The organism is Pseudomonas ceruminis (assembly GCF_021602025.1).
GTDB classification, from domain to species: Bacteria; Pseudomonadota; Gammaproteobacteria; order Pseudomonadales; family Pseudomonadaceae; genus Aquipseudomonas; species Aquipseudomonas ceruminis.
Map to the genome: position 1 here is coordinate 178173 of NZ_BQHW01000005.1, position 25779 is coordinate 203951.

Below are 25779 nucleotides of genomic sequence, written 5' to 3' on the forward strand. Positions count from 1 at the left end.
AGCACCCTAGCCGCCAGAGGCCGGGCGCGGGTGCATGACCGCGCGCTGACGCTCTTGCTGGAGGAACTTCATGATGATCGGGGCAACGGCCTCGGCCCGGGTGATCAGGAACAAGTGACCGTCGTCGATAATGTGTAGCTGGGCATTGGGAATTCGCCAGGCCAGCAGGCGCATGTTGATCAAGGGGATGAGCGGGTCATCATCGCCGGCCAACACCAAGGTTGGCTGCTGGATCTTGTGCAGCCAGTGGATGCTGGTCCAGCCCAGCCCGGCAAACAGTTGCCAGTAATAGCCCAGCTTACCGCCCGACCGCACCTTGGATGCGTGATGCATGGCCAGATCCGGGTCGCGGCGAAAGCCTCCGCCATAGATCAGCGGGGCAATGCGGATGACGTGTGACGGCTGCACGTAGCGCCGGGGGCTGGCCATCATCCACAGCACCTTAGGCTTGCCCGGCACCATCACCGCGCCGGCGGCAGTCGCTGCCAGCACCAGCTTCTTGCAGCGCTCTGGGTAGTCATGGGCGAACTGCTGAGCCAGGGCGCCACCCCAGGACACGCCGATCACGTTGACCTGGCCGTAATCCAGGTAATCGAGCATGCGCGCGGTGAGCTTGGCCAACCCGGGGAAGCGATAAGGGTGGCGTGGGGTGGACGAGCCCCCCACACCAGGCACATCGAACGCAATGACTTCCAGGTCCGGGTCCAGCGCTTCGATGAACGGGAAGACCAGCTCCAGGTTGGCGCCGATACCGTTGAAGATCAGCAGCGGCGTGAGGTGTGGTTTACCCGGGCGGACGGCGGTACGGATGGATTGGTCGTCCAGCTCGACGGTGCGGAAAACATAGGGTTGCGACATGCGCGTGGCTCTTTAGTGAAAAAAGCACCGTGGCGCACGAGTACGCCACGGCGTTGCAACTAGCGTTCGTGAACGTAGGTTCCAGGTGCAGCCTCGCCGGCCGCATAGGCGCGGTTGCCTAGCCGGGCGGGAGCCTTTTTCAGGTCGCCGGCGCGCTCGCCCAGCCAGCTCTGCCAGTGCAGCCACCAGGAGTCGGCATGCTTGTCGGCGTTCTCCTGCCAGGCCACTGGGTCGCCCGGCCGGTCCGCCCCGGTCATGTAGCGGGACTTGGGGTTGCCGCGCGGGTTGAGGATGCTCTGGATATGGCCGCTGTTGGACAAGACGAACTCGATCTTGCCGCCGAACAGGTGCGCCGAGCGGTAGCACGATTGCCAGGGAGTGATGTGATCGGCGGTGCCGGCGACACTGAAAATGTCGCACTGGACTTTCTTCAGGTCGATGGCGGTGCCGCACACCTCCAGCGCATCGGCGCGGGTCAACGGGTTGTTCTTGAACATCTCGATCAGGTCGCCATGGAAGGCTGCGGGCAAGCGCGTGGTGTCGTTGTTCCAGAACAGGATGTCGAACACCGGCGGCGCGTTGCCGAGCAGGTAGTTGTTCACCCAGTAGTTCCAGATCAGGTCGTTGGGGCGCATCCAGGCGAACACCTTGGCCATGTCGCTGCCTTCAAGCACGCCTGCCTGGTAGGAATGGCGCTTGGCGGACTCGAGGGTCTGTTCGTCGACGAACAGCGCTACCTGAGTGTCCAGGGTGGTGTCCAGCACGCTGACCAACAGGGTCAGGGCATTCACTTTCTTCTCGCCCAGCGCGGCATAGTGGCCGACCAGCGCGGTGCAGGTAATGCCGCCGGAGCAGGCGCCGAGGATGTTCAGGTCCTTGCTGCCGGTGATCGCCAGCACGGCATCCACCGCTTCCTTGAGCGCGTCGATGTAGGTCGACAGGCCCCACTCGCGCTGAGCCTTGGTCGGGTTGCGCCAGCTGATGATGAACGTCTGCTGCTGGGAGCGCAGGCAGAAGCGCGCCAGGCTCTTTTCCGGGCTAAGGTCGAAGACATAGAACTTGTTGATCTGTGGCGGTACCACCAGCAACGGGCGGGCATGCACCTGCTCGGTGATCGGGCTGTACTGGATCAGCTCGAGCACGTCGTTGCGGAACACCACCGCGCCCTCGCTGGTGCCGAGGTTCTTGCCTACCTCGAAAGCGTCCATGTTGACCTGGCTGGGCATGCCGCCATTATTGACCACGTCCTTGGCCAGGTTGGCCAGGCCATCGAGCAGGCTTTTGCCGCCGGTTTCAAAGAAGCGCTTGACCGCTGCGGGGTTGGACAGGGTATTGGTCGGTGCCATGGCTTCGGTCATCAGGTTGATGACGAACTGCCCGCGGCTGATGTCCTGAGGCGACAAGTCGCTGCTGGCGATCCACTCCTGCAGTTCCTTGCGCCAGGCCAGGTAGGTCTGCAGGTAGCGCCGGTACAGCGGGTTGTTGCTCCAGGCAGGGTCGGTGAAACGGCGGTCATCACCCTCAGGGGCAAGGCTTGATTTGCCCAGTAGCACATTTTTCAGCTCCAGCCCGAAGTGCGCCACGTGCTTGGCGCTGTGCAATGGCTGGCGCACGGCCTGGCGCAGCACGGTCCGCGCGGTACTCAGCAGGTCCTTGCGGCGGATACCAATGACCGGGTTAAGGCCCAGGGTGTTGTCCGAGGCTTGCCGCTGCAACTCATCGTTGTTCTTGTTACTCATCTACGACGCTCCGTTGTCCTGAGACGAGTACCGGTTTGCTGTGGCATAGGCACAGTCGACAGCCCGGTACTGTTACTCGGGTGACCAGTGATAAGGAACAGCGGTGCTGCGGCCGGATGCATTCGGCGATGAGCTGCGGGGAGTTCTGCGTGTGAAGACAGCCTGCTTTCGCTCGCGACCTCTGCAAACCAGCCATGCCCTGATGGCCTTAATGGCGATGCAGGGAACTTGCCAGCTCCATTGGTTACCCGACTTTCATGTAATGCGCAAGACAGCCCATCAATGAGCTGTCTGTAGGGCATTCAAGCAGATGAGATTAGAAAATGCGCTCTAAAGGCTGGAAGGGTTGCGCTAGAGCATCAGCTTGACGACCGACTCGGCCGGGTCGCGAGATTTGCCCGCCTTGTGCAGTTCGTCGAGGTACTCGGCCCACAGCTGGTCCTGGCGCAGGCAGAGCTGTTCGAGGTATTCCCAGGTGAACAGGCCGCTGTCATGGCCGTCGTCGAAGGTCAGTTTCAGTGCGTACTGGCCGGCGGGTTCGAGGCCGGAAAGCCCGACATTGACCTTGCCAAACTGCAGGATGGGGTTGCCGTGGCCTTGAACCTCGGCGGAGGGGGAGTGCACACGCAGAAACTCGGCGGGCAGGTGGTAGACCTCATCGGGTCCGTAGGTGAGGCTGAGGGTTTTCGAGGCTTTGTGCAGATTGATGGCGGTGGGCAGGCGGGCCATGGCTGGAATCTCTTCAGGGCGACAAGCTGCAAGCTTCCAGCTACAAGAAGTGATATTCAAGCCATGGTGGAAAAATCATGTATCGCAGTGCTGCAAGCGACGCTCAACAGCGTGTCGCTTGCAGCAGGCTTGCCGCTTACAGGATGTAACGCGACAGGTCTTCGTTCTGCGCCAGCTCACCGAGGTGGCCGTTCACATACGCCGCATCGATCTGGATCGGTGCTTCATCGTGGGCACTGGCCAGGTCACCGGCACTGAACGATACCTCTTCGAGCAGGCGCTCGAGCAAGGTGTGCAGGCGGCGAGCACCGATGTTCTCGGTCTTCTCGTTGACCTGGTAGGCGATCTCGGCCAGGCGCTTGATGCCGTCGCCGAGGAACTCGATGTTCAAGCCTTCGGTCTTGAGCAGCTCGCGGTACTGTTCGGTCAGCGAGGCGTGCGGCTCCTGCAGGATGCGTTCGAAGTCTTCCGGGGTCAGGGCCTTGAGTTCGACGCGGATCGGCAGGCGGCCTTGCAGCTCCGGCACCAGGTCACTCGGCTTGCTCAGGTGGAACGCACCGGATGCGATGAACAGGATATGGTCGGTCTTGACCATGCCCAGCTTGGTGTTGACGGTGCAGCCTTCGATCAGCGGCAGCAGGTCGCGTTGCACGCCTTCACGCGAAACATCGGCGCCGCCAACGTTGCCACGCTTGGCCACCTTGTCGATTTCGTCGATGAACACGATACCGTGCTGTTCGACCGCCTCCAGGGCCTTGGCCTTGAGCTCTTCCTCGTTGACCAGGCGGCCCGCTTCTTCGTCGCGAACCATCTTCAGCGCTTCCTTGACCTTGAGCTTGCGCGCCTTGCGCTTGCCCTTGCCCATGTTGGCGAACAGGCTCTGCAGCTGGTTGGTCATTTCTTCCATGCCCGGCGGCGCGGCGATTTCGACGCCTACCGAGTCGGCCACTTCGATCTCGATTTCCTTGTCATCCAGCTGGCCTTCGCGCAGGCGCTTGCGGAACAGCTGGCGGGTGTTGGAATCGCTGCTGGTCTGCGCGGCTTCCTCGCTGAAGCTGGTCACCCGGGCCTGGGGCAGCAGGGCATCGAGGATACGGTCTTCGGCGGCGTCTTCGGCGCGGTGGCGCACGCGGATGATTTCCTGCTCGCGCAGCATTTTCAGCGCGGCGTCGGCCAGGTCACGGATGATCGACTCGACATCGCGGCCAACGTAGCCGACTTCGGTGAACTTTGTCGCTTCGACCTTGATGAACGGCGCGTTGGCGAGCTTGGCCAGGCGACGGGCGATTTCGGTCTTGCCGACGCCGGTGGGGCCGATCATCAGGATGTTCTTCGGGGTCACCTCGGCACGCAGCTCGGCCGGCAGTTGCATGCGCCGCCAGCGGTTGCGCAGGGCAATGGCCACGGCGCGTTTGGCGTCGTCCTGGCCGATGATGTGGCGGTTGAGTTCGTGGACGATCTCGCGGGGGGTCATGGACATGATGAAAATGGTCCTCGAGCGGAGTGATCAGTGTGGAAAAGCCCCGGCTGGCTCTACTGAAGCAGGCGGGACGCCAAAACAACTGATCAGTCGGCCAGGTCCTGCTCCTCGATGGTCAGGTTGTGGTTGGTGAACACGCAGATGTCACCCGCGATGTTCAGGGCGGTCTCGGCGATTTCGCGGGCCGAGAGGTCGGTCTTGTTCAGCAGGGCACGGGCTGCGGCCTGGGCGTAGGCGCCGCCGGAACCCATGGCGATCAGGCCGTCTTCGGGTTCTACCACGTCACCGTTGCCGGTGATGATCAGCGATGCGTCCTTGTTCGCCACGGCCAGCATGGCTTCCAGGCGGCTCAGGGAACGGTCGGTTCGCCATTCCTTGGCCAGCTCGACAGCGGCACGTACCAGATGACCGGAGTGTTTCTGCAGTTGCGCTTCGAAGCGTTCGAACAGGGTGAAGGCGTCGGCGGTGGCACCGGCGAAACCGGCGATGACTTCGCCGTTGTACAGGCGACGAACCTTTTTGGCGTTGCCTTTCATGACGGTGTTGCCGAGGGATACCTGGCCGTCGCCGCCCATGACGACTTTGCCGTGACGGCGGACAGAAACGATGGTGGTCAAGGGGAGAGTCTCCACGCAGCGGGGCGAAAATGCCTGATGCAGACTCATATGGGGGTGGGGGGAAGGATTTCAACCGGGGGGGATGAATGGTCGTGCTTGGCGCGGCAAATTGTGCGGGCCCATTCGCGGGCTCGCCCCCGCGAATGGGCCGCCAATCGGCCCCTGGGTCTGTTCAGCCTTCGTGGCAGAGGTGCCCATCGACAAAGGTATACCGCACCGCGCCTGGCAGGCAGTGGCCGATGAATGGGCAGTTCTCGCCACGTGAGAACCACTGCTCGCCAGCAACGGTGGAGGCTTGCGGGTCGAACAGCACAAGATCGGCCGCGCCACCGACTTTCAGCTCACCGGCGGGCAGGCGCAGTGCCGCCGCCGGGCCGCTGCTCAGACGGGCCAGCAAGGTCGGCAGGTCCAACAGGCCATCGTCGACCAAGGTCATGGCCAGCGGCAGCAGCAGTTCGACGCTGCTGATGCCTGGCTCGGTGGCACCGAACGGGGCCAGCTTGGCATCGCGCTCGTGGGGCTGGTGGTGGCTGGAAATCGCCTGGATCACACCCGATTTCACGGCTTCACGCAGGCCATCGCGATCGGCTGCGCTGCGTAGCGGCGGCTGGACGTGGTAGAGACTGGAGAACTCACGCAGCGACTGGTCGGTGAGAATCAGCTGGTACAGCGCCACATCGGCAGTCACCGGCAGGCCGAGCTGCTGGGCCTGGGCGATCAGCCGTGCGCCGCGGGCGCTGGTGATCTGGGTGAAGTGCGCACGCACGCCGGTCTGCTCGACCAGCAGCAGGTTGCGCGCCAGGGCCACTGTCTCTGCCGTTTCCGGGATGCCGGGCAGGCCGAGGAAGCTGGCCATCGCGCCTTCATGGGCCAGGCCGCCCTGGGCCAGGTCACGGTCCTGGGAGTGGAACACCACGGTCAGGTCGAAGGTAGCGGCGTATTCCAGGGCGCGGGCCAGGGTGCGGTTGTTGGGGATTTCCTTGAGGCCGTTGCCGAAGGCAACGCAGCCGGTATCGCGCAGGGCCACCAGTTCGGCCAACTGTTCGCCTTCCAGGCCCTTGGTCAGGGCGCCGATCGGGTAAACCTTGCTGTTGCTGGCTTCACGGGCGCGGTCAAGGATCAGTTCGGCCACCGCTGAGGTATCGAGTACCGGCTTGGTTTGCGGCGGGCAGCACAGGCTGGTCACGCCACCGGCCACTGCGGCTCGGGTTTCGCTGGCGATGCTGCCCTTGCGGCTGTAGCCCGGTTCACGCAGGGACACCCCGAGGTCGACCAGCCCAGGTGCGGCGATCAGGCCGTCGGCCTGGATCGTGCGGCTGGCACGCAAGCCAGCCGGTGCGGCGCCGATGGCGGCAATGCGGCCGCCGTCCAAATGCAGGTCGGTTATCTGGTCCAGGCCACTCTTGGGGTCGATGACCCGGGCGCCAAGAATGCTGATGGTCACTGGGCGTTCTCCTGGTCGAATTGACGTTGCGCGTTCTGCCCGCTCATGGCCATGGACAGCACGGCCATGCGCACGGCGATGCCATAGGTGACCTGGTTGAGAATCACCGAGTGTTTGCCGTCGGCCACCGCCGATTCAATCTCCACGCCGCGGTTGATCGGCCCCGGGTGCATCACGATCGCATCAGGCTTGGCCCCGGCCAGGCGCGCGGTGGTCAGGCCGAACAGGCGGTAGAACTCGCCTTCGCTGGGCAGCAGGCCGCCCGCCATGCGCTCACGCTGCAGGCGCAGCATGATCACTACATCCACGTCCTTCAGCCCTTCGGCCAGGTCGGTGTACACCTTCACCCCATACTGTTCGATACCGATCGGAATCAGGGTTTTCGGGCCGATCACACGGATGTCGGGGCAGCCCAGGGCCTTGAGCGCGAGCATGTCGGAACGGGCCACACGCGAATGCAGGATATCGCCGACGATCGCTACCGAAAGGTTTTCGAAGCTGCCTTTGTGGCGACGGATGGTCAGCATGTCGAGCATGCCCTGGGTCGGGTGCGCATGGCGGCCGTCGCCGCCGTTGATTACCGCCACATCCGGGCACACGTGCTCGGCGATGAAGTGCGCGGCGCCCGAGTCGGAATGGCGCACGACGAACATGTCGGCCGCCATGGCCTCGAGGTTGCGCAGGGTGTCGAACAGGGTTTCGCCCTTGCTGGTCGAGGACGTCGACACATTCAAGCTGATCACATCGGCCGAGAGGCGCTGGGCCGCCAGCTCGAAGGTGGTGCGGGTGCGGGTGGAGTTCTCGAAGAACACGTTGCACACGGTCTTGCCGCGCAGCAACGGGACTTTCTTGACGGCACGGGCGCCGACTTCAAGGAACGAGTCGGCGGTGTCGAGAATCTCGGTGAGCAGTTCGCGGGGCAAACCGTCGAGCGAGAGGAAGTGGCGCAGCTGGCCCTGGTCATTGAGCTGCAGCGGGCGCTTGGCGTCGATTGGCGTCATCGCGAGGGGACTCTTAAAGGGCGGAAGCGGTGGCGAGGTCCTGGCGCTCGAGGGCGAGCGGTGCGGGTCCGGTCAATTTTACCCGTTCATGGGCAGTCAGCGACAGGGTAGCGCCCAGTACATTCGGACGGATCGGCAATTCGCCGGCATCCAGGTCGAGCAGGCAGACCAGGCTGACGCTGGCCGGGCGGCCGTAGTCGAACAGTTCGTTGAGGGCGGCGCGGATGGTACGACCACTCATCAGCACGTCATCGATCAGCACCAGGTGCTGGCCCTCGACCTCGAACGGCAGCTCCGACGGGCGCACTTGCGGGTGCAGGCCGTTCTGGCTGAAGTCGTCGCGGTAGAAGGAAACGTCCAGGGCGCCCAGTGGGCTGCTGTCGCCCATCTCCTGCTGCAGGGCCTGGGCTACCCAGACGCCGCCGGTGCGGATGCCGATGAACCGCGGTTCGGTGATGCCGCGGCGGGCCAGATCGGCGCGAAGGTCGACAGCCATCTGCCGGATCAGGTCGGCGGGATTGGGTAGGCTCATTGCGTGTCTCCTGGAGGGCGCCGGGTTGGCCCGACGGCAAGGCGTAAAATTCAGGTGTTGGCCTCCAGCCAGCCTTGCAGCAGCAGGGCGGCGGCGATGGCATCGACCGGGTTGTCGCGGTAACTGCCGCGCTGGCCGCCACGGGCCAGGCGTTCGCCCTTGGCCTCGAAGGTGGTCAGGCGTTCGTCGTGGGTGTGCACCGGCAGGTTGAAGCGGCCGTTGAGGCGGCGCGCGAACTTTTCGGCGCGGGCGCTCATTTCGCTGGGTGTGCCATCCATGTTCAGTGGCAGGCCGACGACGATTGCGTCGGGCTTCCACTCAGCGATGAGTTTTTCCACCTGGGCCCAATCCGGCACGCCGTTCTGCGCCTTGAGGGTACACAGTTCGCGGGCTTGGCCAGTAACCACCTGGCCCACGGCCACACCGATCTGTTTGCTGCCGTAATCGAAACCCAGCAGCAGGCGTAATTCGGCCATCAGGCGTGACCCGCCTGGCTGGTCAGCAGGCTGAGGTTGATCCCCAGGCTGGCGGCTGCGGCGTTCAGGCGCAGGTCGCTGGCCAGGCCAAAGATGATTTGCGCGTCGAACGGGCAATTGAGCCACGCGTTGTCGGCAAGCTCGGCCTCCAGTTGCCCGGCTTCCCAGCCCGCATAGCCCAAGGTGATCAGGCTTTTCTGTGGGCCCACGCCCTCGGCGATGGCGAACAGCACGTCCTGGGAGGTGGACAGCGACAGGCCCTCCAGCTCGACAGTGGCCTGGTAGCTGCATTCGCTGCTGTGGAGCACGAAGCCGCGGTCGGTCTGCACTGGGCCGCCCTGGTAAATCGGCACCTGCAGGGTGCTGGCAGGGGGCTCTTCGTCCGGGCGCAACTGCTCGAGAATATCCGCCAGGTTCAGTTCCTGAGGTCGATTGACCACCAGGCCCATGGCGCCATTGGCGTTGTGCTCGACGATGTACGTGAGGGTCTGGGCGAAGTTCGGATCGGCCATGTGCGGCATGGCGATCAGGAACTGATGCTTGAGGTAGCTCGGGGCGAGGGTTTTCATGGGGGATAGTGTGGCGCCAGGTGGCGAGGCTGACAAGGTGCTGTGCATGGCTTGCGCGCCCCCACCGGGGCAGCGCCGGCTGCAGATCAGTTACTGGAAAGCCGGTCCCCACGGGCAAACCGCCAGGTGCGGATGATCTCCAGACGGTCGTACTCGGCCAGGTCCCCGGTAAACGGTGCAAACGGCGCCGCCAGCCGCACGATGCGCTGCGCCGCCTGGTCCAGCACCGGCTGCCCGGAGGACTCCAGCACCAGCACCTCATAGAGCGAGCCATCGCGGTTGATCGACACCATCATCCGCAAGTTGCCGTAGATCTGTTGCCGACGGGCTTCGTCGGGGTAGTTGAGGTTGCCCACCCGCTCGACCTTCTTGCGCCACTCCTCCTTGTACCAGGCACCCTTGTCGCGCATGGTCGAGGCCGCGTTCAGGCGGTGGATACGCGGGCGCTTGGCGTACATCTGCTGTTCGTTGGACAGCTCGGCCTCAAGGCTGGCGATCTGGCTCGACAGCTGCGAGCTGTCGAATTCTGGCGTGGCGGCGGCAGGCTTGGGCTGCGGCTTGCTTTCCCTGGGCTTGGGTTCGACCTTTTGCGGTTTGGGCGCCTTGGTGGTCACCGCGGACTTGTGCGGCGTCGGCGGTGGCGCGACCTCGGGCTTGGCCGCTGGTGGCGGGGTAACCTTGTTGATCTTGCTGTCCTGGAACGGCGCGACCTCGGTGGTAGTGGGCACCGCCTTTTTATCCAGGGTGCCGCTGCCCTGCTGGTTGTCCTGGGCCTGAAAATCCGCCTTCTCGGGTGCTTTCTCGCTCTTGAAGGTGGCCAGGGTGATGTCCATGGTCTGGCGGATTTCAGCCGGCTTGACCACGGTAAAGCCCACGCCCAGGATCAGCGCCAGGTGCACCAGGGCAGCCAGGAAGAGGGTAAAGCCAAGCCGGTCCACCGGGCGGACGCGGGGTGGCAACAGGTCGGCAGGGATGTCGGCGGGCAGCGTCATCGGGTATCCACGGTCAGCTTCAAGCTACAAGCCGCAAGCTGCAAGAAAGTGCAGATGGGTGCATGCCGGCAGTTTATTGCGGCTTGCAGCTTGGAGCTTGCGGCTGCGCATCATAACCCACTCCGCGCGTTTGCTCCGCGTCCGCGGTCAGCGTGCCTGCAACTGGCGATCAATGGCATCCATCAGCTTGCCACCGATATCGGTGTTGTAAGCAGCATCGATCTCGCGGATGCAGGTTGGGCTGGTGACGTTGATCTCGGTGAGGTAGTCGCCGATCACGTCCAGGCCGACGAACAGTAGGCCCTTTGCACGCAGGGTGGGGCCGACCTGCGCGGCGATCCAGCGGTCACGTTCGCTCAGCGGCCGCGCTTCGCCACGGCCACCGGCGGCCAGGTTGCCGCGGGTCTCGCCGCTGGCGGGAATGCGCGCCAGGCAGTAGTCGACCGGCTCGCCGTCGATCATCAGGATGCGCTTGTCGCCGTCCTTGATGGCCGGCAGGTAGGCCTGGGCCATGATCTGCTGGGCGCCCAGCGCGGTCAGGGTTTCCAGGATCACCGAGAGATTGGGGTCGCCCACACGGTGGCGGAAGATCGAGGTACCCCCCATGCCGTCCAGGGGTTTGAGGATCACGTCGCCATGCTGGGCGGCGAACTCGCGAATGATGTCCGGGCGACGGCTGACCAGGGTGGGGGGCGTGCACTGCGGGAACAGGGTGGCGAACAGTTTTTCGTTGCAGTCGCGCAGGCTCTGCGGGCGGTTGACCACCAGCACGCCGTCGGCCTCGGCCTGTTCCAGCAGGTAGGTGCTGTAGACGAACTCCATGTCGAACGGCGGATCCTTGCGCATCAGGATCACGTCGAGTTCGGCCAGGGTGCTGTCCTGTTCTTCGCCCAGTTCGAACCAGCGCGCCGGGTCGGCGAAGACCTTGAGTGGGCGCATCCGTGCGCGGGCCTTGCCTTGGCCCTGATACAGGTCGCGCTGCTCCATGTAGAACAGGCTCCAGCCGCGGGCCTGGGCGGCCAGCAACATGGCCAGCGAGCTGTCCTTCTTGTAGGAGATGGACGCAATAGGGTCCATGACAATGCCGAGGCGAACGCTCATGGGGGTGGTTCCTCTTGGCGGCGTGTGGCCGCGACGAATCGAAAGAAAAGTGGCTCAGGGTGGCGCCGCGAACGCCGCGGGTCAAGGGGCGTGGTAGATGGAATGGCCTCCCGGAGTGTGCTAAAAATGCAGCTGCAAGCCTTGAGCCACACGCGTCAAGAAAGACCAGCCCTGCGACGGGCTGCTTTTGCTTGCAGCCTGGCGCTTGCAACTTGCTGCTAATTTCCTCTGGTAGGCATCTATGGAACAACCCCTGAAGGTGATGGTGATCGACGATTCACGCACGATCCGCCGCACCGCGCAGATGTTGCTCGGCGAAGCAGGCTGCGAGGTGATCACGGCCAGCGACGGCTTCGATGCCCTGGCCAAGATCGTCGACCACGCGCCACAGATCATCTTCGTCGATGTGCTGATGCCGCGCCTGGACGGCTACCAGACCTGCGCCGTGATCAAGCACAACAGTGCATTCAAGGACATCCCGGTGATCCTTCTGTCATCACGGGACGGGCTATTCGACAAGGCCCGAGGCCGGGTGGTTGGCTCTGACCAGTTCCTGACCAAACCATTCAGCAAGGAAGAACTGCTCGATGCGATCAGGGCCCATGTGCCCGGGTTCGCCGTGCACGAACAAGACGTACCCTGACCGCGCCCGAGGTGGTGCGGCCTTTATTTTCCTGACGGGGAAACAGCATGGCCCGAGTTCTGATTGTCGACGATTCGCCGACAGAGATGTACAGATTGACCGAATGGCTCGAGAAGCATGGCCACCAAGTGCTCAAGGCCAACAACGGTGCCGACGCTGTGGCCTTGGCTCGCCAGGAAAGGCCCGACGCGGTGCTGATGGATATCGTCATGCCCGGCATGAATGGTTTCCAGGCCACCCGGCAATTGAGCAAGGACCCAGAAACCAGCGCCATCCCAGTGCTCATCGTCACCACCAAGGATCAGGAAACCGACCGGATTTGGGCCCAGCGTCAGGGTGCGCGCGGTTTCGTCACCAAGCCGGTGGAAGAAAACGCCCTGATCGCCAAACTCAACGAAGTGCTGGGCGCTTGACCACCCGCCCCCAGGGCGCGTCGCTGACCGCCTTCGAGTTGTTGCTGGACATCGACCGGCGCTGCCGCCTGCTGGTAGCCGACCAACCGCCGCAGGGTACGCGCCCGCAGCAATGGAGCGGTATCGGTTTTCGCATTGCCGGGCAGTGGTTCGTTGCGCCCATGGGCGAGGTGGCTGAGGTGTTGCGCGAGCCGCGCAGCAGCCGCGTACCGGGGGTACAGCCCTGGGTCTGCGGGGTAGCCAACCTGCGCGGGCGGCTGCTGCCGGTGATGGACCTGAGCAGTTTCTTTGGCCTGGGCCCGGTGGCACCGGGCAAGCAGCGGCGTGTGCTGGTGCTTGACCACGAGGACCTGTTCGTCGGCTTGCTGGTCGATGAAGTGCTGGGCCTGCAGCACTTTGCCCTGGACAGCCTGGAGCTGTCACCGCCGCAGCCGCTGATTCGCGCCGCAGCGCGGTTCGTGCAGGGGCATTTCCTGCGTGAGCGCAGTTGGGCGATCTTCAGCCCCTTCGCCCTGGCCCAGGCGCCGGGCTTTCTCGACGTGGCGCTATAGGACTTTCGAACGTGAACAAGCCAGCCACCAATGTCGCGCCTGCCAGCATGACCCCGCGCACCCGCAGTATCGTGCAGATCACCGTGCTGTTCGTGGTGCTGATCCTGTCGATCATCCTGCTGTTCGCCAATTTCGCGTATCTCAACACCCAGTCCAATCACGACAAGCAGTACATCGGCCATGCCGGCGAGTTGCGCGTGTTGTCCCAGCGGATTGCCAAGAACGCTACCGAGGCAGCGGCCGGCAAGGCCCTGGCATTCAAGCTGCTGTCGGATGCGCGCAACGACTTCGAGCGGCGCTGGAGCTACTTGCGCGAAGGCGACAAGTCCACCGGTCTACCGGCGGCGCCGGCCACCGTGAAGGATGAAATGGAAGCGGTGCGGCAGGATTGGGAAAACCTGCGCAAGAACACCGACACCATTCTTGCCAGCGAACAGACCGTGCTTTCGTTGCACCAGGTGGCAGCCACGCTCGCTGAAACCGTGCCGCAACTGCAGGTCGAGTACGAAAAGGTGGTCGAAATCCTGCTGCAAAGCGGCGCCCCGGCCAATCAGGTAGTGGTGGCCCAGCGCCAGTTGCTGCTTGCCGAACGCATTCTTGGCTCGGTCAATACCGTGCTGGCCGGCGACGATACCGCCGCGCAGGCCGCCGATGCCTTCGGTCGCGATGCAAACCGCTTCGGCCAAGTGCTCGAGGGGATGCTCGGGGGCAACCCGGCCATCCAGGTCACCCGGGTCGAAGACGCCGACGCCCGGGCCCGTCTGGCCGAAATCGCCGAGTTGTTCCAGTTCGTTGCAGGCTCGGTGGATGAAATCCTCGAAACCTCGCCAGAACTGTTCCGCGTGCGTGAAGCGGCCGGCAACATCTTCAGCCTGTCGCAGACCCTGCTCGACGAAGCGTCACACCTGGCCAACAGTTTCGAGAACCTGGCCGCCGGGCGCACCCTCGATACCGTCGGTGGTTATGCCCTGGGCCTGCTGGCGCTGGCCTCGATCATCCTTATCGGCCTGGTAATGGTGCGCACCACCCACAGGCAACTGCACGAAACGGCTGAGAAGAACGAGCGCAACCAGCAGGCGATCATGCGCCTGCTCGATGAAATCGAAGAGCTCGCCGACGGTGACCTGACCGTGACCGTGTCGGTTACCGAGGACTTTACCGGTGCCATCGCCGACTCGATCAACTATTCCGTCGACCAGTTGCGCGACCTGGTGGCCACCATCAACCACAGTGCCGAACAAGTGGCGGCGGCCGTGCAGGATACGCAGAACACCGCACGCCAGCTGGCCAAGGCTTCGGAACACCAGGCCGAGCAGATCAGCGAGGCGTCCGAAGCCGTGGGTGACATGGTCGAATCGATCGACCGGGTGTCGGCACATGCCTACGAGTCGGCCAAGGTGGCCGAGCGTTCGGTGGCGATCGCCAACAAGGGTAACGAGGTGGTGCACAACACCATCAATGGCATGGACAACATTCGCGAGCAGATCCAGGACACCGCCAAGCGGATCAAGCGCCTGGGTGAGTCTTCGCAAGAGATCGGCGACATCGTCAGCCTGATCGACGACATTGCCGACCAGACCAACATTCTTGCCCTGAACGCGGCCATCCAGGCATCGCTGGCAGGTGAGGCAGGCCGAGGGTTTGCCGTGGTCGCCGACGAAGTGCAGCGTCTGGCAGAGCGTTCGTCTTCGGCGACGCGGCAGATCGAGGCGCTGGTGCGGACCATTCAGGCCGACACCAACGAGGCGGTGATCTCGATGGAGCAGACCACCGCCGAAGTGGTCCGTGGCGCACGCCTGGCGCAGGATGCCGGGGTTGCACTGGCCGAAATCGAAGGGGTTTCGCAAACCCTCGCCGAACTTATCCACAGCATCTCCGACGCTGCCCAGTTGCAAACCTCCTCGGCAGGGCAGATTTCCCACACCATGGCGGTGATTCAGCAGATTACTGCACAGACCTCCGCCGGTTCTGGCGCCACGGCCGATAGCATCCGCCACCTGGCACGCATGGCCAGCGAAATGCGCCGGTCGGTGTCCGGTTTCACCTTGCCGGCACCCGCCGAGCGGCGCTGAGGGATCATCCATGGCTTCAGCAGCAGTAAGCCCCGAACGCCACGACACGGTCGCCCTGGCCTGGACCAGGGCGGCGATCCTCGATTGCCTGGGCCAGGCACGTCAGGCCCTGGAGCGCTTTGCCGGGGAGACGGGCGACCTGTCGATACTGGCGTTCGTGGTGGATAACCTGCACCAGGTGCACGGCTGCCTGCGCATGCTCGAACTGCGCGGTGCCACGCGCCTGGCCGAAGAACTGGAACTGTTGGCCAGGGCCATGGCCGAGGGCCATGTCAGCCCGCGCGGTGATTGCCTGGGCCCACTGTTTCGCGGCCTGGAGCAGTTGCCGTCGTACCTGGAGCGGTTGCGCGGGGCGCGTCATGACCTGCCCTTGGTGATGCTGCCATTGCTCAACCAGCTGCGCGCCTGTCGCGGGGTCGAGCCCTTGGCCCAGGGCAGCCTGATCAGTGGCGCAGCCCAGCGCTTTGCAGGCTCCGACGACCTGGCCAACCTTGACCTGTCGCTGGGGAATTGGCGCGAGCAGATTCAGGCAGGGCCGGGCCGCGATGCCCTGCGATCGGTCGTCACTGCCTTGTGCGACGACCTGATGCGGATCAAGGAGCGCCTGGACCAGTTCGTGCGGGGTGACCGCCAGCACAGCGAGCAGCTCGACAGCCTGCTGGCGCCCCTGCGCCACGTTGCCGACACCCTCGCGGTGCTGGGCTTTCAGCAACCACGGCGGGTCATCATCGACCAGGTACTGGCCCTGCAAGCCCTGGCCCAGGGTGAACGCTCCGTGGATGACGCGGTGCTCATGGATGTGGCCGGTGCCCTGCTGTATGTAGAGGCCAGCCTCAATGGCATGGTTGGCCCGCTCGACGAGGGTGGGCAAGGTGGCCTGCCAGGCTCTGACCTGGCCGAAATCCGGCAATTGGTGCTGAGCGAAGCCTTGGCCGTGCTGCAGCAGGCCAAGGACTTGATCGGTGATTGCCTGGAGTCGGGCTGGCCGCGCCAGCGTCTGCAACCACTGCCGGGGCTGTTGCAGCAGGTGCGCGGGGCGCTGGCGATGCTGATGCTGCCGGCCGCTGCTGAGGTGTTCGCAGGCTGTGCTGGCTATGTGCAAGGCTGGTTGCAGCACCTGGAAACCGAGCCCCCGGCAGATGAACTGGACCATTTGGCCGAGGCCCTGAGTGCTGGAGAATGCTACCTGCAATGGCGGGTAGCAGACCCGTTGGCAGATGGCCAACCCTTCCTCGACATGGCGCGCGCCAGCCTGGCAGCACTGGGCGTGCAATGCGCGCTTGGCGATACGGCCCACCTGCAGGACGGCGGCGATGGTATCGATGATCAATTGCGCGAGGTGTTCCTCGAAGAGGCGAGCGAACTGTTGCCGGAGATCGAGCGCCACTGGTTGCGCTGGCGCGCCGACAATTCACTGCGCGATGCCCTGGTAGAGGTGCGCCGCGACTTGCACACGCTCAAAGGCAGTGGCCGCATGGTCCATGCCGAAGCGGTGGCCGAGCTGGCCTGGGGCGGCGAGCACCTGCTCAACCGGGTGCTGGAAGGGCGTATCGCGCTGGCGCCCGAGGCCGTGGTGGCGCTGCAGCAGGTGGTCGTGCATTTACCCGATCTGCTGGCAGATTTTGCAGCAGGCCAGATGCCACAAGTGACCGAAATCGAGCAACTGGCCAGCCACCTGCATGCCTTGGCAGAGAACGATTCACTGGCGGGTAGCGAGATCGATGGCCTCGACCCACGCTTGCTGGAGATTTTCCGCACCGAGGCCCAGGGCCATCTGGCCAGTCTGGAGGCATTCCTGCAGGCTGCCGATGGCCACGACACGCCGGTCAGTGACGGTCTGCAGCGCGCTTTGCACACACTCAAGGGCAGCGCCGCCATGGCTGGGGTCATGCCCGTCGCCGAGCTGGCCACCGCCTTCGATCGACTGGTGCGTGAGTACAGAGGCCACCAGGTGCCGTTGCAGGGGGCTGAACTGGAATGGCTGGAAGCGGCGCGGGCCTTGTTCCACCAAGGCCTGGCGCAGCTTGGCAGCACGCCGCTGGCGGCCCTCCCTGGCGCGGCGTCGCTCATCGAGCAGGTCGGCGAGGCTGTGGATACTCGCCTGGCAAGCTTGCATGACGCCACGCAGCCGGTACGCCGGGGCAAGCGGGACCCGCAACTGATCGCCAGTTTTCTTGCCCAGGCCATGGACATCCTGCTGGATGCCGAGTCGCTGCTGTCGCGCTGGCAGGAGCAGCCGGGCCAGCGCCAGTCACTGGAGACGTTGCTGGATGAGTTGACCACGCTGTGCCATGGCGCACACCTGGTCGACTTGTGGCAGCTGGACGATGTCTGCGAGGCGCTGCTGGACCTGTATGGCGCGGTGGAAGAGGGCAGCCTGGGCGCCGATATGCACTTTTTCGCCCAGGCTCGCCAGGCCCACGAGGCGCTGCTGGACATGCTCGACGAGGTCGCCGCGGGTCAGGAGCCGACGCCGCGCCCAGATTGTATCGAGGGCTTGCGCGGGCTGCTGGAGGGGGCGCTGGCGCCGGATGCCACCGGCCTGGTGGCACCTGGCTCGGTGACCCCCTTGCCAGCATCGCTGGGGCTGGTTGATGAGGCTGACAGCCCTGGCGACAAAGAGCTGCTGGAGGTGTTCCTCGAAGAAAGCTCCGACATCGTGGAAAGTGCCGCCGCCGCACTGGCGCGCTGGCAGGCCGACCCACGCAACAGTGTCGAGGTCGAGAACCTGCTGCGTGACCTGCACACGCTCAAAGGTGGCGCTCGCATGGTCGAGATCACCGCCATTGGCGACCTCGCCCACGAGCTGGAATTCCTTTACGAGTTGCTGGCTGCCGGGCGTTTGCCGCCGAGCGCGCCGCTGTTCGCCTTGTTGCAGAACTGCCATGACCGCCTGGCGCACATGCTCGATGCCGTGCGCCTGGGCCAGCCGCTGCATGCGGCCACCGCCTTGATCGACTACATCCGCAACTTCAGCAGTGCGGCCCTGACCGACAGCGCCGCCGGCCAGGCTCCGGCGGAGGCAACCCCTGCGGAGGTGCCTGCTGCAACGCCGGAGCGTGTCGCCGGGGATATGGTCAAGGTTGACGCCGAACTGCTCGACGACCTGGGCAACCTGGCGGGCGAGCATTCGGTGATCCGTGGGCGCATCGAGCAACAGGTCAACGATGCCCAGTTCGCCCTGAGCGAAATGGAAACCACCCTGGAGCGTATGCGCGACCAATTGCTGCGCCTGGATATCGAGACCCAAGGGCGGGTCAGCAGCCGGCAGCCGTTCGAGGGCGATGCGTACGAAGACTTCGACCCTCTGGAAATGGACCGGCATTCCCAGTTGCAGCAGTTGTCGCGGGCGCTGTTCGAGTCGGCATCGGACTTGCTCGACTTGAAGGAAACCCTGGCTCAGCGTGCCCAGGAAGCGCACAACCTGCTGCAACAACAGGCGCGGGTGAACAGCCAGCTGCAGGAAGGCCTGACCGCCACCTTGATGGTGCCGTTCGAACGCCTGGTGCCCCGTTTGCAGCGGGTGGTGCGCCAGGTGGCGGCCGAGTTGGGCAAGCAGGTCGAGCTGGTGGTGGGCAATGCCGAAGGTGAGCTGGACCGCAGCGTACTGGAGCGCATGGTTGCGCCGCTCGAGCACATGCTGCGCAATGCCGTCGACCATGGCCTGGAGGCCCGTGAGGCACGCCTGGCGGTCGGCAAGCCGGAGCAAGGCATCATCCACCTGAATTTGCTGCACGAAGGCGCCGACATCGTCATCGAGATGACCGACGACGGTGCAGGCGTGCCATTGGAGGCGGTGCGGCGCAAGGCGATCAAGCGCGGCCTGCTGGACCCGCAGGCGCACCTGAGCGACCACGAGATTCTGCAGTTCATCCTGCGCCCAGGGTTTTCCACTGCAGAAAAGATCACGCAGATTTCTGGCCGTGGCCTGGGCATGGACGTCGTGCACGAAGAGGTCAAGCAACTGGGGGGTTCGATGAGCATCGAGTCGGCCCAGGGCAAGGGGGCGCGCTTCCTGATTCGCCTGCCTTTCACCGTGTCGATCAACCGTGCGTTGATGGTGCACCTGGGTGAGGAGCAGTACGCGATCCCGCTCAATACCATCGAAGGCATCGTGCGCGTGCCGCCGGCCGAGCTGGCCGCCTGCTACCAGCTGGAAACGCCCCGTTATGTGTATGCCGGCCACGCGTATGAGCTGCGCTACCTGGGTGAGTTGTTGCAAGGTTTGCCACGGCCAGGCCTGCTTGGGCAGAGTGTGCCGCTGCCGGTGTTGCTGGTGCATTCCCAGGAACAGTCGTTCGCCATTCAGGTGGACAGCATGTCGCCCAGCCGCGAGATCGTGGTCAAGAGCCTGGGCCCGCAGTTTGCCGCAGTGCCCGGGCTGTCGGGTGCGACCCTGCTGGGTGATGGCCGGGTCGTGCTGATTCTCGACTTGCTGGGGCAGTTGCGCGGCCAGCAGCGTCGCCTGGCGCGCCTGCCCGGCGGAAGCGGGGTGCAGCGTACGCTGTTCGGGCCGGCACCGCGGCGCGCGACACTGGTGATGGTGGTGGATGACTCGGTGACCGTGCGCAAGGTCACCAGCCGCCTGCTCGAGCGCCACGGCATGACGGTACTGACGGCCAAGGATGGGGTCGATGCCATGACCTTGCTGGAGGAGCACCGCCCAGACGTGTTGTTGCTGGATATCGAGATGCCGCGCATGGACGGCTTCGAGGTGGCCACCCGCATTCGTCGCGATGAGCGGCTGAAAGACTTGCCGATCATCATGATCACTTCACGTACCGGCCAGAAGCACCGCGACCGGGCCATGGCCATCGGCGTCAACGACTACCTGGGCAAGCCGTATCAGGAATCGGTGCTGTTGCAGAGCATTGCCCACTGGAGCCACGCCCATGCTTGAGTTGATCGCAGGCCAGCGCAGCAGCCTGACGGGCCTGTTGCTGCCATTGGGGGACCGCACGCTGGTGCTGCCGAACGTGGCCGTGGCCGAGTTGATTGGCCAGCGCAATTTGCTCTGCCAGCCAGGGGAGCTGCCCTGGCATCTGGGGTGGATCGACTGGCGCCAGCAACATCTGCCGCTGATCGGTTTCGAGGCTGCTTGCGGCGGCCAGACGCCCTGCGGCGAGCGTGCGCGAATCGTGGTGCTGAATGCCTTGGGCGATACTGGCCTGCGCTACCTGGCCGTACTGCTGCAGGACATTCCACGCTCGTGCAAGCTCGACAGCCAGCTCAACTATGTGGATGTGCCACTGGGCAGCTTGGAACTCGCCGCTGTACAGGTGGGCGAGCAGGTGGCGCGGGTGCCGGATTTGGTCGGGCTGGAACGGCTGGTGCGAGACGCGCAACTGCAACCTGTCCGTGGTTAGGATGTGCAGTTGACGGCCGCTTCGCGGGTACACCGCTGCCGCGAGATAAGTGGCACACCGAGGGGGCGGGGTTACCCGCGAAGAGGCCGCAACTGACTACAGAAGGAACCCAGCCCACTCAAGGAGGTCTGTGTTTGCATGTATTACGGTGAACGCTTCAACGCCTGGACCCACCTGATCGGTGCCGTCCTGGCCTGTATTGGTGGCATCTGGCTGATCGTGGTCGCGGGCCTGCAGGGCGACCCATGGAAGATCGTCAGTTTCTCTATCTACGGCGGCACATTGCTGCTGCTCTACAGCATTTCCACCCTCTATCACAGCACCCGCGGCAAGGCGAAGGTGATCATGCGCAAGCTCGATCACCTGTCGATCTACCTGCTGATCGCAGGTAGTTACACACCCTTTTGCCTGGTCAGCCTGCGTGGGCCTTGGGGCTGGAGCCTGTTCGGCGTGGTCTGGGGCCTGGCCGTGATCGGCATGCTGCAGGAAATCAAGCCGCGCTCAGAGGCGCGCATCCTCTCGATCATCATCTATGCGGTGATGGGCTGGATCGTCCTGGTAGCAGTAAAACCGCTGCTGCAAAGCCTGGGTACTGCCGGTTTCGCCTGGCTGGCGGCCGGTGGCGTGTTCTACACGGTGGGTATCATCTTCTTTGCGTTCGACAGCCGCTTCCGCCACTGGCATGGCATCTGGCACCTGTTCGTGATTGCCGGCAGCCTGATGCACTTCGTGGCGGTGTCGCTGTACGTGCGTTAGAAGTCGCCCCACAGCTGCTGCGCAACCGACAGCGCCACCACGGGCGCCGTTTCGGTGCGCAATACGCGCGGGCCCAGGCGTGCGGCGTGGAAGCCAGCGGCCTTCGCCTGTTCGACCTCGGTGTCGCTCAAACCGCCTTCGGGGCCGATGAGAAAGGCCAGGCGCGCCGGCTTTTCATGGCGGGTCAGGGGCTCGGCGACCGGGTGCAGCACCAGCTTCAGGTCGGCTTCGCTGCCCTGCAGCCATTCGGCCAAGGTCACGGGTGGATGGATGATCGGCAAGGTCGAGCGGCCGCATTGTTCGCAGGCGCTGATGGCCACTTGGCGCCAGTGGGCGAGGCGTTTGTCCGCGCGCTCGTCTTTTAGGCGCACTTCGCAGCGTTCGCTGACGATCGGGGTGATTTCATTGGCGCCCAGTTCGGTCGCCTTCTGGATCGCCCAATCCATGCGTTCGCCGCGGGACAGGCCCTGGCCGAGGTGGATATGCAAGGGTGAGTCCGCCTGACCGGCGAGGGCCTGGTCGAGACTCACGCGCACGCTTTTTTTACCCACTTCGAGCAACTGGCCAAGAAACTCCTGGCCGCTGCCGTCGAACAGTTGCACGGCATCGCCGGGTGCCATGCGCAATACGCGGCCGATGTAATGGGCCTGGGCCTCGGGCAGCTCGTGCTCGCCAAGGCTCAGGGGGGCGTCGATGAAGAAGCGGGACAGTCTCATGGTTTTGCTCGGTAAAAGAGGTACACAGATCCCCTGCAGGGACAGGCAAGCCCGCTCCGGCAGGGAAAGTCGCGTGACGCGCTTTCGGGCCTAGCCCGGGTCGCGGAAATCGGGGTGGAAGTTGGCCGGCACGGCGACACTGACGCTCTCGCGGGTGGCGATGTCGATGCCTTCGCTGGCGACATCCGCCAGGAAGTTGATCTGCTCGGGCGTGATCACATACGGCGGCAGGAAATACACCACGCTGCCCAGCGGACGCAGCAAGGCGCCGCGGGTCAGGGCATGCTCGAATACTTTCAGGCCACGGCGCTCCTGCCAGGGGTAGGCCACCTTGCCGGCCTTGTCCTGTACCATTTCGATGGCCAGGGCCATGCCGGTCTGGCGGATTTCCGCGACGTGGGCATGGTCGGCCAGGTGCGCCGTGGCACTGGCCATGCGTGCGGACAGCGCCTTGTTGGCCTCGATCACGTTGTCCTGCTCGAAGATGTCCAGGGTCGCCAAGGCGGCGGCGCAGGCCAACGGGTTACCGGTGTAACTGTGCGAGTGGAGGAACGCCCGCAGGGTCGGGTAGTCGTCGTAGAACGCCTGATACACGGTGTCGGTTGTCAGGCAGGCGGCCAGCGGCAGGTAGCCGCCCGTCAACGCCTTGGACAGACACAGGAAGTCGGGGCGGATACCGGCCTGTTCGCACGCGAACATCGTGCCGGTGCGGCCGAAGCCAACGGCGATTTCGTCATGGATCAGGTGTACCCCATAACGGTCGCAGGCCTCGCGCAGCAGCTTGAGGTAGACCGGATGATACATGCGCATGCCTCCGGCGCCCTGGATCAACGGTTCGATGATCACCGCCGCGAGGGTGTCGTGGTGTTCGGCCAGGGTCTGTTCCATGACCGCGAACAGGTTGCGCGAGTGTTCTTCCCAACCCATCCCTTCAGGGCGCAGGTAGCAGTCCGGGCTGGGGACCTTGAGGGTGTCGAGCAGCAACGCCTTGTAGGTTTCGGTGAACAGCGGTACGTCGCCGACCGACATGGCAGCGATGGTTTCGCCGTGGTAGCTGTTGGTCAGGGTGACAAAGCGTTTTTTGGCCGGTTTGCCGATGTTCTGCCAGTAGTGGAAGCTCATTTTCAGCGCCACTTCGATGCACGACGAGCCATTGTCGGCATAGAACACCCGATCCAGCCCGGCCGGCGTCATGGCCACCAGGCGCTCGGACAGCTCGATCACGGGTTGGTGGCTGAAACCGGCGAGGATCACATGCTCGAGCTGATCGACCTGGTCCTTGATGCGCTGGTTGATGCGCGGGTTGGCATGGCCGAACACGTTGACCCACCAGCTGCTGACCGCATCCAGGTAGCGCTTGCCCTCGAAGTCCTCGAGCCATACCCCCTCGCCGCGCTTGATCGGGATCAGCGGTAGCTGCTCGTGGTCTTTCATCTGGGTACAGGGGTGCCACAGGACCTTGAGGTCACGTTGCATCCACTGATCGTTGAGGCCCATGGGCACTTCTCCTGGCGTTGCGGCTTGGGTAGACCGCGTAAGCCTAAGCAATGCCGGGAGGCAGGACAACCGCTGGTGGTCGCAGGCGACCTGTCGGGCAAGCGGATCAGAAGGTCATGGCGGCCCTTGGCCAGGCCGATGACAAAAATACCTGTTGCCAAAGGCACTTGATATCGCTGTGCTGGCAGGGTCTGCAGACCTGACGTATTCTTAACGCATTGTCGCTCGGGGCGTTTCTGCCTCTTCCCATTTCTGTAACGTCTGACTCGGAGTTCGCCATCATGGCTGCTGCTTGGGTGCGCCTGTGCGCGTTGGTATTGATCGGTGTGTCCAGCGGCGCCGCGCTGGCAAAGGACAAGACACCTTCGGCAATCGTGGTCGGAGGTGGCCTGGCAGGCCTGACCGCAGCTTACGAACTGCAGAACAAAGGCTGGCAGGTTACCCTGCTGGAGGCCAAGTCGGGCATGGGTGGGCGCTCGGGCCTGGCCACCAGCGAATGGATCGGCAACGGCAAGGCCCAGCCGGTACTCAACCAGTACCTGGACCGCTTCAAGCTTGAAACACTGCCTGCGCCGGAGTTCGTGCGTACCCCAGGCTATCTGATCGACGGTGAATACTTCAGCGCCACCGACCTGGCCACCAAGCAGCCGGCGACGGCCGAAGCGCTCAAGCGTTACGAGAAAACCCTCGATGACCTCGCCCGCTCGATCGATGACCCGCTCAACCCGCAGGCAACCAGCACCCTGTTCGCGCTCGACCAGATCAACGTGTCTTCCTGGCTCGACAAGCTGCAACTGCCAGCCACCGCGCGGCAATTGATCAACCAGCAGATTCGTACCCGTTACGATGAGCCTTCGCGCCTGTCGCTGCTTTACTTCGCCCAACAGAACCGTGTGTACCGCGGTGTCAGTGACCGCGATCTGCGTGCGGCGCGTTTGCCTGGCGGCAGCCCGGTGCTGGCCCAGGCCTTCGTCAAGCAGCTCAAAACCATCAAGACCAGTTCACCGGTCACCGCCATCGTCCAGGACAAGGACGGTGTGACGGTCAAGGTCGGCAGTGTCGGTTATCAGGCCGATTACCTGGTGATGGCGGTGCCGCTGCGTGCGCTGGCCAAGATCCAGATCACCCCGGGGCTGGACAACCAGCACCTGGCGGCGCTCAAGGGCACCAATTACGGCTGGCGCGACCAGTTGATGCTCAAGTTCAAGCAGCCGGTGTGGGAGAGCCGGGCGCGCATGTCTGGTGAAATCTTCAGTAACGCCGGCCTCGGAATGCTGTGGATCGAGCCGGCCCTCAAGGGCGGCGCCAACGTGGTGATCAACCTGTCTGGCGACAATGCCCGCCTGCTCCAAGCCTTTGGTGACAAGCAGATGGTCGACCAGGTGCTGATCCGTCTGCACGCGTTCTACCCCCAGGCTCGTGGCGCGTTCACCGGTTATGAGGTCAAACGCTACAGCACCGACGCTGGGACAGGCGGTGCCTACCTGGCGTATGGCCCAGGGCAGATCAGCAAGTACTGGCGCCTGTGGGAGCGCCCGGTGCAGCGTATTGCATTTGCCGGTGAACACACCGACGCACTCTACCCAGGCACGCTGGAGGGCGCCCTGCGCAGCGGCCAGCGGGCGGCCAGCCAGGTGCAGGACCTGCTGGCCGGCAAGTCCTTCGACCCGGCCAAGGCGGCGCCCGTGGCAGCTGCGGCGGCAGCGGGTGCGGTGGCCGCGAAAGACAAGGGCGGGTTCTTCTCCAACCTGTTTGGTGGCGCGTCCGACAAGGGTGACAAGACCGAGAAAGCGCCTGTGAAAGCAGCACCTGCGAATGCCGAAGAAGCCAAGCAGGACAAGCCTGGCTTCTTCTCGCGTCTGTTCGGGGGGGCTGACAAGCCTGAGGCCAAAGCCGCGCCGGTTGCCAAGGCCGAGGATGTGGCGCCAGTGCCTACCCCTGCCGCCCCGCCAGCGCCAGCGCCGGTTGCGCCGGCAGCGGTCGCCCAGCAAGCGCCTGCCAAGCCGGCCGCGACCAAGGCCGCACCTGCCAAACATGCGCCGGCGCACAAGCCTGCGCCCAAGCAGACGCACAAGCCGGCCGAGGCCAAGAAGGCCAATGCCAAGTCAGACCCCGCCAAGAAGCCAGTGACCGACGCTCAGGCCAAGGCCAACTGAGGTCTATCATGACCCTGCCGCCGCAAAAAGGCGGCAGGGTCATGACCTGACAACTTACAATTCCCCGCTAT

General features: G+C 64.2%; 22 protein-coding genes. 8 read left to right on the forward strand and 14 right to left on the reverse strand.

Going from position 1 to position 25779, the window contains the following annotated elements; genetic code table 11:
- Positions 1-6 precede the first annotated feature (6 nt).
- From phaZ to gshB, 12 genes are all read right to left on the reverse strand, one after another.
- The gene (gene phaZ / locus L6D80_RS08315; RefSeq protein ID WP_054900331.1) at positions 7-858 is read right to left on the reverse strand and encodes a poly(3-hydroxyalkanoate) depolymerase; all 852 of its coding nucleotides are present in this window, start codon (positions 856-858) and stop codon (positions 7-9) included.
- A 59-nt stretch (positions 859-917) separates the two neighbouring features.
- Positions 918-2597 carry a class II poly(R)-hydroxyalkanoic acid synthase gene (phaC, locus tag L6D80_RS08320; RefSeq protein ID WP_176512567.1) on the reverse strand — a complete coding sequence of 560 codons (1680 nt, stop codon included), beginning with the start codon at positions 2595-2597 and terminating at the stop codon, positions 918-920.
- A 351-nt stretch (positions 2598-2948) separates the two neighbouring features.
- Positions 2949-3326, reverse strand: coding sequence for a gamma-butyrobetaine hydroxylase family protein (locus L6D80_RS08325; protein ID WP_054900329.1), 378 nt, complete (start codon positions 3324-3326; stop codon positions 2949-2951).
- Between the two features lie 136 nt (positions 3327-3462).
- On the reverse strand, positions 3463-4806 hold the full coding sequence (gene hslU, locus L6D80_RS08330; RefSeq protein ID WP_054900328.1) for an ATP-dependent protease ATPase subunit HslU: 1344 nt from the start codon (positions 4804-4806) through the stop codon (positions 3463-3465).
- Positions 4807-4892: 86 nt separating this feature from the next.
- Complete coding sequence (gene hslV, locus L6D80_RS08335; protein ID WP_054900327.1) at positions 4893-5423, reverse strand: ATP-dependent protease subunit HslV; 531 nt, start codon at positions 5421-5423, stop codon at positions 4893-4895.
- A 172-nt stretch (positions 5424-5595) separates the two neighbouring features.
- Positions 5596-6867, reverse strand: coding sequence for a dihydroorotase (locus L6D80_RS08340; protein WP_054900326.1), 1272 nt, complete (start codon positions 6865-6867; stop codon positions 5596-5598).
- On the reverse strand, positions 6864-7868 hold the full coding sequence (locus L6D80_RS08345) for an aspartate carbamoyltransferase catalytic subunit (RefSeq protein ID WP_008099987.1): 1005 nt from the start codon (positions 7866-7868) through the stop codon (positions 6864-6866). The genes L6D80_RS08340 and L6D80_RS08345 overlap by 4 nt, the downstream gene beginning before the upstream one ends.
- A gap of 13 nt (positions 7869-7881) precedes the next feature.
- Positions 7882-8400, reverse strand: coding sequence for a bifunctional pyr operon transcriptional regulator/uracil phosphoribosyltransferase PyrR (gene pyrR / locus L6D80_RS08350; RefSeq protein WP_176512566.1), 519 nt, complete (start codon positions 8398-8400; stop codon positions 7882-7884).
- A 50-nt stretch (positions 8401-8450) separates the two neighbouring features.
- A complete protein-coding gene (gene ruvX, locus L6D80_RS08355; RefSeq protein ID WP_054900324.1) occupies positions 8451-8876 on the reverse strand; it encodes a Holliday junction resolvase RuvX in 426 nt (141 codons plus the stop codon).
- Positions 8876-9445, reverse strand: a complete 570-nt coding sequence (locus L6D80_RS08360) for a YqgE/AlgH family protein (RefSeq protein WP_054900323.1) — start codon at positions 9443-9445, stop codon at positions 8876-8878. The genes ruvX and L6D80_RS08360 overlap by 1 nt, the downstream gene beginning before the upstream one ends.
- An 86-nt stretch (positions 9446-9531) precedes the next feature.
- Positions 9532-10437, reverse strand: coding sequence for an energy transducer TonB (locus tag L6D80_RS08365; RefSeq protein WP_176512565.1), 906 nt, complete (start codon positions 10435-10437; stop codon positions 9532-9534).
- Between the two features lie 147 nt (positions 10438-10584).
- The gene (gshB, locus tag L6D80_RS08370; RefSeq protein WP_054900321.1) at positions 10585-11538 is read right to left on the reverse strand and encodes a glutathione synthase; all 954 of its coding nucleotides are present in this window, start codon (positions 11536-11538) and stop codon (positions 10585-10587) included.
- A gap of 241 nt (positions 11539-11779) precedes the next feature.
- On the opposite strand from gshB, the gene L6D80_RS08375 reads away from it, so the two are divergent.
- The 7 genes from L6D80_RS08375 to trhA all read left to right on the forward strand — a co-directional run bounded on the left by L6D80_RS08375 (position 11780) and on the right by trhA (position 21339).
- Positions 11780-12181 (forward strand): response regulator, encoded by a 402-nt coding sequence (locus tag L6D80_RS08375; RefSeq protein WP_054900320.1) that lies wholly within the window; start codon positions 11780-11782, stop codon positions 12179-12181.
- A gap of 47 nt (positions 12182-12228) precedes the next feature.
- Entirely contained in the window at positions 12229-12594 is a 366-nt protein-coding gene (gene pilH / locus L6D80_RS08380) for a twitching motility response regulator PilH (RefSeq protein ID WP_054900319.1), read from the forward strand.
- Entirely contained in the window at positions 12591-13145 is a 555-nt protein-coding gene (locus L6D80_RS08385; protein WP_054900318.1) for a chemotaxis protein CheW, read from the forward strand. Before pilH ends, L6D80_RS08385 begins: the two co-directional genes overlap by 4 nt.
- Before the next feature lie 47 nt (positions 13146-13192).
- On the forward strand, positions 13193-15217 hold the full coding sequence (locus L6D80_RS08390; RefSeq protein ID WP_220462373.1) for a methyl-accepting chemotaxis protein: 2025 nt from the start codon (positions 13193-13195) through the stop codon (positions 15215-15217).
- A 10-nt stretch (positions 15218-15227) separates the two neighbouring features.
- Entirely contained in the window at positions 15228-20117 is a 4890-nt protein-coding gene (locus L6D80_RS08395) for a hybrid sensor histidine kinase/response regulator (RefSeq protein ID WP_176512564.1), read from the forward strand.
- On the forward strand, positions 20110-20583 hold the full coding sequence (locus L6D80_RS08400) for a chemotaxis protein CheW (protein ID WP_176512563.1): 474 nt from the start codon (positions 20110-20112) through the stop codon (positions 20581-20583). The genes L6D80_RS08395 and L6D80_RS08400 overlap by 8 nt, the downstream gene beginning before the upstream one ends.
- Before the next feature lie 138 nt (positions 20584-20721).
- Entirely contained in the window at positions 20722-21339 is a 618-nt protein-coding gene (gene trhA / locus L6D80_RS08405) for a PAQR family membrane homeostasis protein TrhA (RefSeq protein WP_176512562.1), read from the forward strand.
- On the opposite strand, the gene L6D80_RS08410 is transcribed toward trhA, so the two are convergent.
- Both L6D80_RS08410 and L6D80_RS08415 read right to left on the reverse strand, forming a co-directional pair.
- Positions 21336-22055: a 16S rRNA (uracil(1498)-N(3))-methyltransferase gene (locus L6D80_RS08410; RefSeq protein ID WP_176512561.1), complete on the reverse strand. Its 720-nt coding sequence runs from the start codon at positions 22053-22055 to the stop codon at positions 21336-21338. The genes trhA and L6D80_RS08410 overlap by 4 nt on opposite strands.
- Before the next feature lie 90 nt (positions 22056-22145).
- Positions 22146-23552 (reverse strand): adenosylmethionine--8-amino-7-oxononanoate transaminase, encoded by a 1407-nt coding sequence (locus tag L6D80_RS08415; RefSeq protein WP_176512560.1) that lies wholly within the window; start codon positions 23550-23552, stop codon positions 22146-22148.
- A gap of 281 nt (positions 23553-23833) precedes the next feature.
- Here L6D80_RS08415 and L6D80_RS08420 point away from each other — a divergent pair, with 281 nt between their 5' ends.
- Positions 23834-25708 carry a flavin monoamine oxidase family protein gene (locus L6D80_RS08420; protein ID WP_176512559.1) on the forward strand — a complete coding sequence of 625 codons (1875 nt, stop codon included), beginning with the start codon at positions 23834-23836 and terminating at the stop codon, positions 25706-25708.
- Positions 25709-25779 lie beyond the last annotated feature (71 nt).